At 68.4% G+C, this 14,374-nt stretch carries 15 protein-coding genes and 2 pseudogenes; 6 read left to right on the forward strand and 11 right to left on the reverse strand.

The genetic code is table 11. The features are described from left to right. Nucleotides 1-21 precede the first annotated feature (21 nt). The 6 genes and pseudogenes from ACOFKX_RS05470 to ACOFKX_RS05495 form a co-directional block, all read right to left on the reverse strand. Nucleotides 22-675: an HAD family hydrolase gene (locus tag ACOFKX_RS05470; protein WP_419826055.1), complete on the reverse strand. Its 654-nt coding sequence runs from the start codon at nt 673-675 to the stop codon at nt 22-24. 50 nt (nt 676-725) lie between these two features. Next, nucleotides 726-2,492, reverse strand: a complete 1,767-nt coding sequence (locus ACOFKX_RS05475) for a hypothetical protein (protein ID WP_419826056.1) — start codon at nt 2,490-2,492, stop codon at nt 726-728. Nucleotides 2,493-2,633: 141 nt separating this feature from the next. Further along, on the reverse strand, nt 2,634-4,022 hold the full coding sequence (locus ACOFKX_RS05480) for an Nramp family divalent metal transporter (protein WP_419826057.1): 1,389 nt from the start codon (nt 4,020-4,022) through the stop codon (nt 2,634-2,636). Nucleotides 4,023-4,080: 58 nt separating this feature from the next. Then, a complete protein-coding gene (locus tag ACOFKX_RS05485; protein ID WP_419826058.1) occupies nt 4,081-4,668 on the reverse strand; it encodes a peptidylprolyl isomerase in 588 nt (195 codons plus the stop codon). Nucleotides 4,669-4,686: 18 nt separating this feature from the next. Continuing rightward, nucleotides 4,687-6,424 (reverse strand): annotated as a pseudogene (locus ACOFKX_RS05490) (DUF885 domain-containing protein). Between the two features lie 182 nt (nt 6,425-6,606). Further along, nucleotides 6,607-6,651, reverse strand: a pseudogene (locus tag ACOFKX_RS05495) (hypothetical protein); the annotation flags it as partial. On the opposite strand from ACOFKX_RS05495, the gene ACOFKX_RS05500 reads away from it, so the two are divergent. Further along, the gene (locus ACOFKX_RS05500) at nt 6,631-6,840 is read left to right on the forward strand and encodes a hypothetical protein (protein WP_419826059.1); all 210 of its coding nucleotides are present in this window, start codon (nt 6,631-6,633) and stop codon (nt 6,838-6,840) included. The pseudogene ACOFKX_RS05495 and the gene ACOFKX_RS05500 sit on opposite strands and share 21 nt — an antisense overlap. An 841-nt stretch (nt 6,841-7,681) precedes the next feature. On the opposite strand, the gene ACOFKX_RS05505 is transcribed toward ACOFKX_RS05500, so the two are convergent. Continuing rightward, nucleotides 7,682-8,005: a hypothetical protein gene (locus ACOFKX_RS05505; protein WP_419826060.1), complete on the reverse strand. Its 324-nt coding sequence runs from the start codon at nt 8,003-8,005 to the stop codon at nt 7,682-7,684. A 31-nt stretch (nt 8,006-8,036) separates the two neighbouring features. Then, on the reverse strand, nt 8,037-8,168 hold the full coding sequence (locus ACOFKX_RS05510) for a hypothetical protein (RefSeq protein WP_419826061.1): 132 nt from the start codon (nt 8,166-8,168) through the stop codon (nt 8,037-8,039). Nucleotides 8,169-8,606: 438 nt separating this feature from the next. On the opposite strand from ACOFKX_RS05510, the gene ACOFKX_RS05515 reads away from it, so the two are divergent. The 4 genes from ACOFKX_RS05515 (at nt 8,607) to ACOFKX_RS05530 (ending at nt 11,022) form a co-directional block, all read left to right on the forward strand. Continuing rightward, complete coding sequence (locus ACOFKX_RS05515) at nt 8,607-9,041, forward strand: PaaI family thioesterase (protein WP_419826062.1); 435 nt, start codon at nt 8,607-8,609, stop codon at nt 9,039-9,041. Next, a complete protein-coding gene (locus tag ACOFKX_RS05520; protein WP_419826063.1) occupies nt 9,038-9,448 on the forward strand; it encodes a PaaI family thioesterase in 411 nt (136 codons plus the stop codon). Before ACOFKX_RS05515 ends, ACOFKX_RS05520 begins: the two co-directional genes overlap by 4 nt. An 87-nt stretch (nt 9,449-9,535) precedes the next feature. Continuing rightward, nucleotides 9,536-10,411 (forward strand): dienelactone hydrolase family protein, encoded by an 876-nt coding sequence (locus ACOFKX_RS05525; RefSeq protein ID WP_419826064.1) that lies wholly within the window; start codon nt 9,536-9,538, stop codon nt 10,409-10,411. Then, nucleotides 10,408-11,022, forward strand: coding sequence for a glutathione S-transferase family protein (locus tag ACOFKX_RS05530; protein ID WP_419826065.1), 615 nt, complete (start codon nt 10,408-10,410; stop codon nt 11,020-11,022). The genes ACOFKX_RS05525 and ACOFKX_RS05530 overlap by 4 nt, the downstream gene beginning before the upstream one ends. Nucleotides 11,023-11,076: 54 nt before the next feature. Here ACOFKX_RS05530 and ACOFKX_RS05535 read toward each other — a convergent pair whose 3' ends face one another. Then, entirely contained in the window at nt 11,077-11,820 is a 744-nt protein-coding gene (locus tag ACOFKX_RS05535; protein WP_419826066.1) for a Bax inhibitor-1/YccA family protein, read from the reverse strand. A gap of 111 nt (nt 11,821-11,931) precedes the next feature. Here ACOFKX_RS05535 and thpR point away from each other — a divergent pair, with 111 nt between their 5' ends. Further along, nucleotides 11,932-12,468: an RNA 2',3'-cyclic phosphodiesterase gene (thpR, locus tag ACOFKX_RS05540; RefSeq protein ID WP_419826067.1), complete on the forward strand. Its 537-nt coding sequence runs from the start codon at nt 11,932-11,934 to the stop codon at nt 12,466-12,468. Nucleotides 12,469-12,564: 96 nt separating this feature from the next. Here the strand turns inward: thpR and ACOFKX_RS05545 are convergent, their stop codons facing one another. Together ACOFKX_RS05545 and ACOFKX_RS05550 are read right to left on the reverse strand one after the other, a co-directional pair. Next, on the reverse strand, nt 12,565-13,683 hold the full coding sequence (locus tag ACOFKX_RS05545; protein ID WP_419826068.1) for an OmpA family protein: 1,119 nt from the start codon (nt 13,681-13,683) through the stop codon (nt 12,565-12,567). 190 nt (nt 13,684-13,873) lie between these two features. Further along, nucleotides 13,874-14,374, reverse strand: coding sequence for a DUF2793 domain-containing protein (locus ACOFKX_RS05550; protein WP_419826069.1), 501 nt, complete (start codon nt 14,372-14,374; stop codon nt 13,874-13,876).

Below are 14,374 nucleotides of genomic sequence, written 5' to 3' on the forward strand. Positions count from 1 at the left end.
GATCGTGCCGAGAACGGCTCGTCAGCCGGCGAGCGGGCTCTCGTCCAACCGGTCGAGCAGCTCGCCCACGTTCGCGTAGATCGCGACGGCGTCAGCCAGACGCTCGCGCGGGAAGCCACCGGAGAGGACGGCGACCGTCCTCACGCCCGCCTTGCCGGCCGACTCCACGTCGTAAGGGCTGTCGCCGACGGCGAGCACCGTCTTTGGATCGCCGATCCGCTCGAGCGCGACCGCGAAGATGTCGGGCGCCGGCTTGGAGGTCTCGACATCCTCGGAAGTGGTCGACGCGTCGACGAAGTCGGCGATGTCGAGCAGCCCGACATAATGGTCGAGTTCCTCCTTGCTGGCCGAGGAGGCGAGGACAACGCGGGCGCCTTGGGCATGCACCCGCTCGATCAGGTCGCGCGCGTGGGCGATGGGCTGGACACGATCGAGGTAGCGGGACTTGAAGATCGTGTCGTGCGCGTCGGCGATCGCTTCGCGCTCATCCTCGGTCGCCTCGGGAAGGAGCGTGGGCACGAGCAGGTCGCCGCCCTTGCCGATCTGGGCGGCGATGCGGTCGTCCGCGATGTCGTGGCCGTGACCGGCGAAAGCCTCGCGCCACGCACGAACGTGCCAGCCGTTGCTGTCCACCAGCGTGCCGTCGATGTCGAAGAGGATCGCGGATACCGTCATGCGCCGAGAAGCGCGGGGGCGGCGCTTTGGTTGCGCCGCCCCTTCGAGCATCAGAACGGATAGTAGCGGAAGCTGACGAACACCATGTTGTTGTGCGTCTGCGGCATCCCGCCCACGCCCTCGAAGAGCTGGCGCTGGGTGTAGCTGTACTGCACGCCCACCTGGGCGCGGCCGAACGAACCTTGGTAGATCTTGTCCCACGCGCCCGCCGTCACCTGGCGGATGCGCCGCGTATTGCCCGCGCAGGTGCTGCTGCCGAGCGTGGTCGGCGCCTCGGTGAAGCAGCCCGTGTTGTTGGCGGTCGGCAGGCCCAGGCCAGTGGCGCCGCCATCGAACAGTTTGCGATATTCCTGCTCCTCGCCCGCGAAGCCGTAGATGTCGAGCTTCGGCGTTGCGTGGAGGGTTGCACCGGCGAGCAGCATGAACTCCCTGATCGGGTGGATCTCGCCTTCGCGGTCGAAGGTCACGTCGGGCAGGCCTGCCGATCCGTAGCGGCCGATGCCCCGCCCGCCGATGCCGGAGAACTGGACGTCGAGCAGCTTGGGCACGACCTGGAGCGCCACGCTGCCGCCGTAGCCGAAGCTGTGCGCCGAGCCGTTGCTCTGCGTGCCGTCGAAATGCTCGGAGAAGGTACGGTAGATGCCGAAGCCCTCGACGTGCAGCGCGTGGCCGGCGATCACCGTCTCGTAGGCGACCTTGCCGATGAAGTCCGGCACGTGATTGAGCGAGAGCGACGAGCCAACGCCATTGTAGAACTGCTGGAACGAGCCCGACGGCGCCGCCTGCGTCGTCGATCCGATCGTGACGGTGCAGGCGCTTGCCGGCGAGTTGGGCTGCGGGCAGGTGATGGTGCCGGTTGCGCCGCCCAGGCCCTGGCCGTTCACCGCCGCGACGACGCCGGTCGGTGCGCTGGTGCCACCAAAGGTGGTCTGCGGGTTCTCGGCGGACGCCGCGATCCACAGGTGGTGATCCAGGAAGTCGCCGGTCAGGCGGATGCCGGGCTGACGCGCCCAGAAGAAGCCGGGGACGTACTGCGCGTCAATCTGCGGCGGCGTCACCTCGTTGCGCGGAGTGATGCCCTTGCCGTTCATCGTCAACAGCGACCAGTTCTGGCCCGCGAGGAAGTGCAGGCCGTAATCGCCCCTGTTCCAGTCAATCGTGCCGTAGAGGTTGCGAATGCGCGGCACGTAGCTGTTCGACTGGTTGGAGTTCGACGTCTGCGCGGCGCCCTGGAAGTCGAACTCGCCGTACATGGCGAGCGTGGTGTTGGCGTTGGGCTTGCCCTCGGCGAGCACCGACAGGCGGCTCTGGCGCGCCGAGAAGCGGCCTTCGGAGACGTGGCTGGGATGGCTCTGGCCTGGGAACGGGATCGCGAAGCTCGACGCGATGTCGTCGCCCTGGAAGCGGCTGCGATAGATACCGGCGAGTTCGAGATAGCCGCCGGGCGTGATCGTGATACCCTTGAAGTTGATCTTGTCCGGGTGCGCGGCCTTGTCGAGCTGCTTCTGGACATCCGCCGACTGCTGCGCGAGCTGCGTCTGGACCTGCGCCTGCTGGGCGGCGGCTGCCTGATTCGCGGTATCGGCCTGCGCCTTGGCAGCGGTGGCGACGGCGGTGGTCTCGGCCTGGTTCTGCCCCTGCTGATCAATCCGTGCCTGCAGCGCCTCGACCTGCTCGCGCAATGCGCGCACCTGCTCCATCAGCTCGCGATCGCCTCCCGACGAGGCGGCGCGGTGCTTGGGCGCGGCGATCGCGGCGGAACCGCCGCCGAGCGTCGCGACACCGGCGGTCGCGAGAAGGATAGTCCGGAACGTCATGTTGAGCCCCCTTGAGCGCGTTGCCCTGTCTCCCGAGGGCGGCGGCTAGGGGCGCTGGATGACGGACTCGTGTCTGCTTCGTGACAGTGCGATGACGATGCGCGAAGGCAACAGTGAACGAATGTTGCTAGATCGTCTCCGTCAAGCCCCCAAGATGTGGGCGATGTCGGCGACGATCCCGGGGAGGCCGTAAAGGTCGAAGCCGATGATGACGGCGGCGCTTCCCCAGCCGGCGGCGAGCAGCAGAGGGCCGCTGGCGACCCCTCGCATGATCCGCCGGCTGCTCGTGAAATGAAGCAGCGGCAGCATCGCGAAGGGAAGCTGGAAGGCGAGCACGACCTGGCTCACCACCAGCAGGTCGTTGAGGTTATCGGCTCCGCGCAAGCCGACGACCGCGATCGCCGGCACCAGCGCCGCCAGTCGCGTCGCCAGCCGCCGCTTCCACGGCGTGAGCCGGAGGTTGAGGAAGCCTTCCATCACCACCTGGCCCGCGATCGTCGCGGTGATCGTGCTAGCTTGGCCCGACGCGAGCAGCGCCACGCCGAACAGCGTGCTCGCCACGCCGATGCCGATCAGGGGCGCGAGCGTCAGGTAGGCAACGCGGATCCAGTCGCTGTCCGGGCCGAGCGCGATGCGAACGCCGTCCACCACCGCCGCGTCGCGCCCGTGGAACACCGCCGCCGCGAGCAGCAGGATCGCGGCGTTGACGAGGAAGGCGAAGGAGAGCGCGGCCACGGTGTCGACCACGTTCCAGCGAATCGCCGATCCCCGCGCATCGGGCTCCTCGGGGATCCGGCGGCTGCGCACCAGTGCGGAGTGGAGATAGAGGTTGTGCGGCATAACGGTGGCGCCGATGATCCCGACCGCGATCGTCGCCTGTGCCGCGCCGTGCAGCCCCGGTGACGTCAGCGCGGCCCCGATCGTGGCCAGATCGGGCCGGGTGCCGGGCAGAACGAACAGCTCAATCATGAAGCAGGCGGCGATCGTCGCGACGAGCACCGCGACCACCGCTTCGATGCCGCGCATCCCCACGCGCTGAAAACCCAGGAGCAGCAGCACGTCGGCACCGGTGACGAGCACCGCCCATAGCATCGGTATGCCGAACAGCAGGTTCAACGCGATCGCGCTGCCGAGCAGCTCGGCGAGGTCGCACGCCGCGATCGCCACCTCGCCGAGCAGCCAGTTGGGAATCCGCGTCCAGGCCGGGTAATAGTTGTGACAGGCCTGGGCGAGGTCGCGGCCGGTGGCAAGGCCCAGGCGGGCGGCGAGAACCTGGAGCACCACCGCCATTGCGCTCGCCAGCACCAACACCCAGAGCAGCGCGTAGCGGTGTCCCGCCCCGGCGGCGAGATCGGTGCCCCAATTGCCCGGATCCATATAGCCGACGCCCACCAGCATGGCGGGGCCGACATAGGCGCGCGCGCGGGCGATGATCCCCGCGCCTCGCGCCGGGACCACCACCGAGCCGTCGAGAATATCGAGCGACAGCGCGTCGAGCCGCGGCTGCGCGGCGGCGTCCCTGCCGTGCATCAGCGCCGAACCCTCACCGCCGCCGAACGGGCGGGAGGCCGCTCGGTTGCGTGGAATTTCAGGGGACGCGGCGCGCCGACAGGATCTTTACCGGGCTCGCTAGCATCTGGCCCTTCATCACCCCGTCGCCTCCCTTTCCCCTCGGCGCCTCCAGGATGCGGTGCACGACGTCCATGCCGTCGACGACGCGGCCGAACACCGCAAAGCCCTGATTGTCGCCCTTGGCGGCTGGATCAGCGTCCATCGACGGGATCGCGCCCACGGTGATGACGAAGTCCCCCGCCGCGGTGCCCGGCGCCAGCCGCGCGAGCGAGATCGCGCCATCGACGTGGCTGAGCCCCGTCTTGGTCGTCGGCTCGTGCGCGATCGGCGGCCGCGTGCGGCGCGGATCGTTGCGCGTGCCACCCTGCACGAAGCCGTAGCCCTCGCCCACCTTCACCGCGCGGTAGAAGCTGGTGCCGTCGAACCGCTTCTGATCCACATACGCCAGGAAGTTGGCGGTCGAGATCGGCGCCTTGGCCTGCTCTAGCTCGATCTCGATCGCGCCGTCGGACGTCTTGATGTCGACGCGAACGGTGGCGGGTTTGGGCGCGGCGCCGATCGCGGGCGCGGCGAGCAGAAGCGCGAGGGCGGCGAGGCGGATCATGGGCGCCAGCGTACCGCCCTACTCGTCGTCGGGATAGGGGCCGCGGCCGCCGTCGGCGATGAAGCGATCGATGCGGCGATCGATCTCGGGCAGAGGCACCGATCCCAGCTGCAGCACGACGTCGTGGAAGGCGCGCAGAGAGAAGCGGGCACCCAGCGCCTTCTCGGCGCGCGCTCGGTTCTCCCGGATGTTGCGTTCGCCGAGATAGTAGGAGAGCGCCTGCCCCGGCCAGCTGATGTAGCGATCCACCTCGGTGCCGATCTCGCGATCGGAGAGCGCGGTGTTGTCGTGGAGATAGGCAACCGCCTTCAGACGCGTCCAGCCGAGATGATGGATGCCGGTATCCACCACCAGCCGCGCCGCCCGCCACGCCTGATAGGACAGCATCCCGAAGCGATCATAGGCAGTCTCGTACATGCCCATCTCATCGCCCAGCCGCTCGCAGTAGAGCGCCCAGCCCTCGCCGTAGGCGGAAATATATTCGCGGCGACGGAAGGCGGGCTGGTCCTTGTCCTCCTCCGCCAGCGAGAGTTGGAAGCTATGGCCGGGCGCGCTCTCGTGCAAGGTCAGCGCGGTGAGCTGGAACAGCGGGCGGCTGGGCAAATCATAGGTGTTGAGCAGGTAGACGTCCGCCCCCGCCGCGTCCGGCGGTGTAGAAGGGCGCGATCGCCGCCGGCACCGGCCGGATCGCGAAGCGACCGCGCGGCAGGTGCCCGAACCAAGTCGACGCCTTGCCGTCGAAGCGCTTGGCGATCCAGGCCGCGTCCTTGAGCAGCTCTTCGGGCGTCCTCGCGTAGAAGCGTGGATCGGTGCGCAGCATCTGCTGGAACGCGCGATAGTCGCCGGTGAAGCCCGTCTGGCGGATCACCGCCTCCATCTCCTCGCGGATGCCCTTCATCTCCGACAAGCCGATCGCATGGATTTGGTCAGGCGCGAGATCGAGCGTGGTGAACTCGCGGATCTTGCTACGATAGTAGGCGACGCCGTCGGGCAGCTTCTCGGCCGCCAGCACCGTCGTCGCGTGCGGAACATAGTCGTTCCGCCAATAGCCGAGCAGCTTCGCGTAGGCGGGCACCACCTGATGCTCGATCACCTGCCGCGCCTGCGCGCGCAACATCTCGCCCTCGGCTGGAGCTACGTTCGACGGCAGCGTCGCGAGTGGCTTCCAGAAGCCGGTATCTTCCGCCCTCCGCGCATCGGCCACCGCCGCGATCGCCACGTCGCGGCCCGTCAGAGTTACGCGCGGCGGGGTGAAGCTGCGCGCCGCGCCGGCCCGCATGTTCGCTATCTGCTGATCGAAATAGCGCGGCAGCTCGCCGAGCCGGGCGACGTAGCGGCGATATTCCTCGGGAGAGCGCAGCGGCTCGTCGCCCGCGAACTCCTGCACGTCCCAGAAGCTGGAGTCGGAGTTGGCGGGCTTCTCCCACTCGCGGAAGCGCTGGGCGGCGAGCAGCGCCTCGACCTGCCCGCGATAGACCGCATAGTCGAGCCGCACCTCGGGCGATAGCGAGGCGGGCGCGATCCCGTCGAGCGCGGCGAGCGTCGCGGTCCATCGCCGCGTACGCGCCTCCTCGGCGGCGGACGAGACGTCCGGCAGGTGCGGCGAGAGGATGCGAGCCGCGCCCTCGCCCACGGATCGCGCCTCGATCCCCTCGCGCCAGCCATATTCCTCGGCCGCCAGCGTCCGGAAGCGAGCGTCGGGATTGGACGGCGGCGCGGCCGCGAGCAGCAGCAGCGGGAGGATGAGGACGCGCATCGTGCGCGTCCTGCCCGTCGCCTCACCGCGCGGCAACCGCCGAGAGCATGTAGCCGCCCGCCACGATGTGGATCAGCCGTTTGCCGCTGTCCTCCAGCTTGACGCGCACCCTGACACCGCGAGACGGCCACGACGTTGGTGCCGGGATCGAAGTCGCGCTCCCAGACTGCTCCGTACAGCGCCGCGCGCTTGATGGCTCGGTCGCGATGGCGGGCGAGGCAGGCCAGCACCGCACATTCACGCGGGTTGAGCGCGATCGCACGGCCGCGGCGCGACACGCGTCGAGCGGCGGCGTCGATCGCGAGATCGGCGCAAACGGTCGGCGCGGTTCTCCTGAGGGTAGCGCGGATGCGGGCGCGGATCTCGACCGGATCGGCGTCGCGCCCGACGAGGTCGGCCGCCCCCGCGTCAAGTAGTGCCGCGCAGGCCGCCGGATCGCCGGAAGCGTCGAGGACCAGCACGGGGATACCCGACGGCGGCACGTTGGCAAGCCGGTCGGCGGTGACGAGCAGCAGATCGTGTCCGCCTCGGCGAGCTGCGCGGCGGCGATCGGCGTAGCGCCACAGACGGCCGCGCGATCGGCTTCGCCGCCGATCATCGCCACCCTCCCGCCGCCGCCCATAAGGCCAACCTGCCGACGACAGGCACGCCGCCAAGCCGGGATGGCTCCGCTACGGACCCGCCTCTCCCAAGCGCGCGGTCTCCGCCAGTGCCCGCGCGGCAAGCGGCGCCACGACGATATCTTGCCGCGCTGCCTCCAGGATCGCGAGGCACTCGGCCTCGCTTGCCGCGGCGGCTGCCGGCGCGCGGATCGCCCCTGACGGATGCGTTCGACCGGATGAGTATGCACGACATGCTCGACGCCGTCGCGCCCCTCGCCATCTTCGAAATGCGCGGCGAGCGCGACCAGCCCGTCGATCGCGGTCCGGTTCAGCACCTCCTCGATCAGTGAGTGCCCCGGATCGAAGCGGAATTGCGGATACCAGGCATCGCGCCCGGTCGCGCCGACGAGATTGAACGATACGGAAGAGGATCGCGGCGGCTTCTGGTCGTGCGCGTCGCGACGCGCGGTAGAGCATCATACGGCCCGGCTCCAGCCGGTGCCGGCCGGCGTGGCGAAGGTCCACCGCCTCGCCCGGCGCGCCGGCGACGTCTTCGGCGCGATACTCCGAATAGTCGCTTTCGCAGCCGGGACCGTGATGTCCGATCGTCAGGAAGTCCAAGTCATGGTCGCACGGCACGCCGTAGAAGAAGGCGCTACGCCCGTTGGTCAGGGTGAGCGGATCGTCGGCCGCCGGTCACATTTTCATCCGCAGCAACCAGCCACGCGCTGCGGCGGAGCATGACGACCTGCGGGCCGTAGCGAAAGTCGCCGTCCGAGAGCCGGTTGGTACCCTCGTACTCGCAACGCGGCCGGGGTGCATCGGCGTGCCACCCGCTACGTCGTAGCAACAAGGTGCCACCGCCGCCGCTCAGCACGCGCACCAGGCCGAGCTGCCCCGGCACGACGATGGCGCCCGCGCGCGGCCGCGCGCGCCTGGCGAATACGTGATCGCGCGCACCGAAGCCGGCATGGATCATGGCGTCACGATGCTGGACAAGCAGCCGGCCCTCATGCGCGTCGTTGCGGATGGCCGCGAGGCGGATCGAGCAGCGGCTCGGCGCAGATAGTGGCGGCGAGCGCGCTCACCGCATCGTCCAGCCAGACTGCCCCGACGAGCAGCGGCCGGACGAGCGCCGCCATATCTTCCGCGTGCGTGTCGCTGAGCCTGTCTAGCGCGCGCACGAGCGGAGCGAGAGGCCCTGCGGCCGCCCAGCGTCGCGCGATCGCGACCTGAGCGGCGCGAGCCTCGGCGCGACGCGCGGGATCGATGCGCTAGGCCGCCAGACGTGACTGCATCGGTGGGTGATGATGGGCACCGCGATCCGAAGCAGGCGCCACCGCCCACGTCGGCGCGCGCCAGCGTGCCATGCAGTTGCACCGGACGGGCAAGATCCGGGATGTTGTCCGTCGCGATACGGAGGCGCGGGCGGACGGTGGCAGACGACGGCGTCATGATCTTCCCCTCGGCTCCATGGGCAAGACTGGAACCACGGCGCGTGCGCAGGGAAGTTACATGGTTTTTATCGGCTTCCGTCGACGAAGTTGCCGTCCGCTCGCCCGACGATTACCGCTCGGCCGATGGACGGGACTGAGGAGCGGCTCGACGCCGACATGCTGATCCGCATCGTCGCGGGGATCGGACACAATCGAGCGCTCGGCATCCGGCCCGTCGACTACGGCGCCGATTGGTGCGCGCTGGCGCTCGATCATCGGCCCGAACTGATCGGCGATGTGGAACGCAACGTGCTCGCCTCCGGGCCGATCCTTGCGTTGATGGACATGGCGGCAAGCTTGGCTGCTTGGATCAGGCTCGGCCGCTTTCGGCCGCAGGCGACGCTCGACTTCCGCATCGACTATCTGCGCGCGGCGTTGCCGGGGCGGACGGTGATCGGGCGCGGCGAGTGTTACCGCATCACCCGCCACATCGCCTTCGTGCGTGGCGAGGCGCACGACGGCGACGCGGGCGATCCGATCGCCACGATCGCCGGCACCTACATGTACACCGCACCATGATCGCGCTTACGCTGCCGCCCTACGCCCTGTGGCTGGGGGTCTCCGTGGAGGAGAGGCCGGACGGTCCGCTGTTCCGGCTGGACTTCGCGCCCGACATCGTCGGGCGGCCGGGCTTCGTTCACGGCGGCGCGCTCGGCGGACTGCTGGAGATTGCAGCGGTCGGCACGCTTCGCCACGCGCTGGCCGCTGAGGAGCAGGCACCGGTCGCCAAACCCGTGTCGGTGGGCTTCGACTTCATGCGCGGCGCGCGCGAGCGCGAAACCTGGGCGGCGGCGCGGATCGTCCGTCTCGGCGCGCGCATCGCTACCGTCGAGGCGCGCGCTTGGCAGGACGATCCCGACCGTCCGGTGGCGACCGCGAGAATGACGCTGCTGCTCGACCGGGAGCCGCCGGACGGACCCGCCTGATCGGCAAAACTCGTGAGTAGCCGTCGTGCGATGCCGCGCTTGCGCCCGCTCCCGCCACAGGTCTAGCTTCGCGACAAGGAGATCAAGATGGACGAGGAGCTCCGCCGCTTCGCGATCGCGGCGCATGATCGCTTCACCCACGAGCATGGCGATCGGCGCCGCTTCATGGCGGAGGTGACGCGGCTGGCCGGCGGCGCGGCGGCCGCCAACCTGCTCGTCGCGGGCCTCGCCGCCGATCCGGCCGCCGCCGCCTTGATCCCCGAGCGGGATCCGCGCGTGAGATCGGACATGGTGTCGCTGGAAGTCGCACCGGGGCGCGTGCTCGACGCCTACCGTGCCGCACCGGTTCGATCCGGAACCCACCCCGGCGTGGTCGTCCTCCACGAGAATCGCGGGCTTCAACCCTATACGCGCGATGTCGCGCGACGGCTGGCGGTGGCGGGTTTCGTTGCCCTCGCGCCCGATCTGCTGACGCCGTCGGGCGGCACGCCCCCCGACGAGGATCGCGCCCGCGCCATGATCGCGGCACTGGACCTCGCTCGGACGACGCGTGACGCAACCGGGGCGGTGGACTGGCTGGCGACGAGGGGGCGCTCGACCGGAAAGGTCGGCGTCGTCGGTTTCTGCTGGGGCGGCGCACTCGCCGATCGGGTCGCCGTGGCGGCGGATCCGGCGGCGGCGGCGATCGTCTCCTTCTACGGTCCCGCGCCTGATCCCGCCGAGGCTCGACACGTCCGTGCGCCGCTGCTGCTCCACTATGCCGGGCTGGACAGCCGGGTCGACGCTAGCGCCAAGCCATGGGTCGAGGCATTGTCGGCGGCTGGCAAGCGCTTCCGGTCCTTCACCTACCCGAATGTCGACCATGCCTTTCACAACGACACCGCGCCCGCCCGCTACGACGCTCGCGCGGCGACGCTGGCGTGGGATCGCACCATCGCCTTCCTCAAGGAGAACCTCGCGTGAGCGACCTTGTCCTCTACACCCACCCGATGTCGCGCGGGCGTACCGCCCGCTGGATGCTGGAGGAGGTCGGCGTGCCTTACGAGACGGTGCTGCTCGACTACGGCACGACGATGAAGGCGCCGGACTATCTGGCGATCAATCCGATGGGCAAGGTTCCCGCGATCGTCCACCGAGGCGAGATCGTGACCGAGAATGCCGCGATCTGCGCCTACCTCGCCGATGCCTTTCCGGACGCCGGCCTGGCGCCTCCCGGAAGCGAGCGGGCGCGCTATTACCGCTGGCTGTTCTTCGCCGCCTCGCCTCTCGACTCAGCGATTATCGACCGCGCTCTGAGCCGCGAAATTCCGAAGGAGAAAGCCGGGCTGGTCGGCTACTCGGGCTTCGATGCCGTGATTGACGCGCTGGAGAACGCGCTCGACGGACGAGATTATATCGCGTCCGATCGCTTCAGCGCCGCCGACCTCTATGTCGGCGCCAATCTTGGCTTTCACCTGCGCTTCGGCACGATACCCGACCGACCGTCGTTTCGCGCCTATGTCGAACGGCTCGAGGCACGGCCGGCGTTCGCTCGCGTCGCCGAGCACGACGGCCCGATGCCTTCCTTCAAGTAGGAAGAGCCGGCGGATCACTCCGCCGGCTCTCCGCTTGCAACAATGACGCGCGCCTTAGTTGCGCGAGTTGCCCATGAAGCGCAGCAGGAACATGAACATGTTGATGAAGTCGAGATAGAGCTGCAGCGCCCCCATCACCGCCGACTTGGCGACGAAGGCGGTGCCGCGCACCTGGAAGTAGCCGCTCTTGATCCGCTGCGTATCATAGGCCGTAAGCCCCGCGAACAGCAGCACGCCGACGACCGAGATGATGAGGTCCATCGGCCCCGAGCGCACGAACATGTTGATGAGCATGGCGACCAGCAGGCCGACTACGCCGATCATCAGGAAGCTGCCCATCGCCGACAGGTCGCGCTTCGTCGTATAACCCCAGAGGCTCAGCCCCGCGAAGCCGGCCGCCGTCGCGAAGAAGGCCTGCGCAACCGAACCGCCGGTATAGACCAGCAGGATCGACGACAAAGACAGTCCCATTAGTACCGCGTAAGCCCAGAACAGCGCCTTGGCGCCCGTGTCAGACAGGCGGGCGATGCCGAAGCTCAGCCACATTACGACGCCGAGCGGCGCCAGCATCACCACCCAGCGCAGCAGCCCGCCGTGCATGAAAACCTGCGCCGCCGGCGAATCCACTCCGCCTTGCGCGAACAACATCGCAACGATGCCGGTAAGCAGCACGCCCGACGTCATATAGTTGTAGACGGACAGCATGTATGTCCGCAGGCCTGCGTCGAAGGCCGCCTCACGCGCACCCGTGGCGGCGCGCGGAACAGCCGTCGGCCGAGGGTCAGACCAGTTCGCCATCGCTCGAAACTCTCCTCGTGGTCGACGCACCTCGCCGACCAATATCTCATATCATCGTGCGCCTCCTCGCTTTCAAGCAAAACCGGCGGGTGGCAAGCATGGACACGAAACATGACACGACACAGGCTCTTCGTCGCGCTGGCGCTGCCGCGGCCGGTCCGCTCCGCCTTGATCGCGGCGATGGGCACCGTCGCCGGCGCGCGGTGGCAGGACGACGCGCAACTTCATTGCACCGTCCGCTTCCTGGGAGAGCTCGATCGGCATGTAGGGGAAGATGCGGCGGTATCGCTAGCAGGCATCCGTCATCCCGCCATTCCGGCGCGAATCGAGGGCGTCGGCGTCTTCGATCATGGTGGGCGTATCGACACGCTATGGGCGGGCGTCGCGCCACTCGACGCTCTACGCGCGTTTCACGCAAAGGTGGATCGGGCGCTAATCCGCGCCGGGCTGATGGCGGACGGTCGCGCCTACCGCCCGCATGTCACGCTAGCCCGGTTTGGCCGAGGCGCCGCGCCGCCGCCCGGCATCGTCGCGTCGATCGCCCTTCCCCCGCTCGGCTTCACCTTCGCAGAAATGCGGCTGTACGAGAGCCATTTCGGACGCGAAGGCGCGCTCTACGAGGTAGTCGAACGCTACCCCCTCGGCTAATCGGCACCAGCCCGCCCGACGCAGAAAGAAAAGGGGGCCGGCTCTCGCCGACCCCCTTTCCAACTACCAGTCCCGCAAGACCGGACGTTGTCGTTCTTACTGTCCCGACCCCGGACCGAAGGTGATCTCCACGCGCCGGTTCTGCGGCTCGCGGACGCCGTCGGCGGTCTGGACGAGCAGCTTGGTCTCGCCGAACGCCTGGGTGGTGAGCGCCGTGTCCGGCACACCCTTGCCCGCGAGATACTGCTTCACCGAGTTCGCACGACGTTGCGACAGACCCAGGTTGTACTTGGGCGTGCCCGACGTGTCGGTATAACCCGCGAGCATCACCGAAGCCTGACCGGTCTGGGCGTAGGACGCGGCGGCGTTGTCGAGGATCGACGCAGCCTCCGGGGTGATGTCCGACTTGTTCCAGTCGAAGAACACGATGAATGGACCCGGATTGGCCGGCGGCGGCGGCGGCGGCGGCGGCGGGGGAGGCGGCGGGGGAGGCGGCGGCGGCGGCGGCGGCGGAGCTGCCGGCTCGCCGAAGTTGAAGATCAGGCTGGCGAGCAGCGAGTGCGACCGGAACCGACCTTTCGCGTCGATGCCCGACGACGTCACCGGCTTGTTGCCGAAGGCGTTGAAGAAGCGATACTTCACGCCGAAGTCGATATTCTGCGTGACCGGCGCGCGAACGCCTGCGATGCCCTGGAAGGCGAAGCGGGTATCGGTATCGTCGACGAACACCGGGCCACCGTCGAAGCGCCAGATGTTAGCAGAGATGCGCGCGACGCCGGCGCCGCCGCCGACATACCCGCTGATCCCGGTCTCGTCACCGAAATCGAGCAGCGCGTTACCCATGAAGCTCAGGACATCGGTCGAGCCGCTGCGCTTGCTGTTGTAGATGCCGTTCGCCGCAACGCCCGACGGGAAGTTCGCCGGCGATATGTTGGTCGCGTCGTTGACGCTAAAGCCGGAGACCTCGGCGCGCTTATAGCCCACCTCGCCTTCGATCCGGATCGGACCGAAGTCATAGCCGACGATACCGTCGACGTCGAAACCGGTCTTCTGCTTGACCTTAAAGGCGTTCGGCGTTCCGCCGAGATCGTACGTCGAGTCCTCGACGAGCATGCCGCCGCCCTCGACGCCAACATAAAGAGCCTTATCCCTCGCGAACGCCGGCCCGGCGATTGCGGTGGAGGCTAACGCCATGACTACGGCGAGCTTCCGCATTGTAATCCCCTTTCTTTCATTCCCGACTGGGAACCTGCAAATGCCTAACCCAATGCGAGATATCCACGCAAGCGCGCATAATCCAACACTGTTGCCGAGATGACACAAGCAATGAAGAGGAGGTCATACCCGACAGGCGGCTCGTGTAACATCTTTGCGACCAAACGGTTTCGATGGGCCGAAAAAAGAATCAGTTTGCCGTGAGACCGTGACCGGAAAGCACCGCTATGATCGCGGCGATCGCGTCGCGGGACTGCTGATCCGAGTTCGTGCCGCCGCTCGGCGCGGCGATTCTCGGCGCCCTCGCGCCCACCACCTGCACGCCGCCGATGAGCAGCCGTCGAGCGATAACCTCGCCTAACGTCCAGGCGCCACCCTCGAAGCGAGCCTCCAGTCCCTCCGCCGCGATCCACACCGCCATCCCCTCGACGGGCACGACGAAGCGCCACCCGCCTTCCGTCCACGCGGCGAGCGTGGCCGCGCGCCCTGCCCACGCGCCCACCGGCGAAGCGCCTACGATCCAACACTGCCCCGGCACAGGCGCGGCGGGCGGCGCCGCGTCGCCGATCGTGAGCGCCAGCGGGTGGACGATCGCGTCGACGATCGTCAGCGCCTCGTTGTGGAACAGCTCCTTCTGCGCCTGCCCCGCCGCCAGCAGCGGCAGCGAGAAGCGCGGGCTCGTGTCGGACAT

It is taken from the genome of Sphingomonas sp. (assembly GCF_965200105.1).
GTDB lineage: Bacteria > Pseudomonadota > Alphaproteobacteria > Sphingomonadales > Sphingomonadaceae > Solisphingomonas.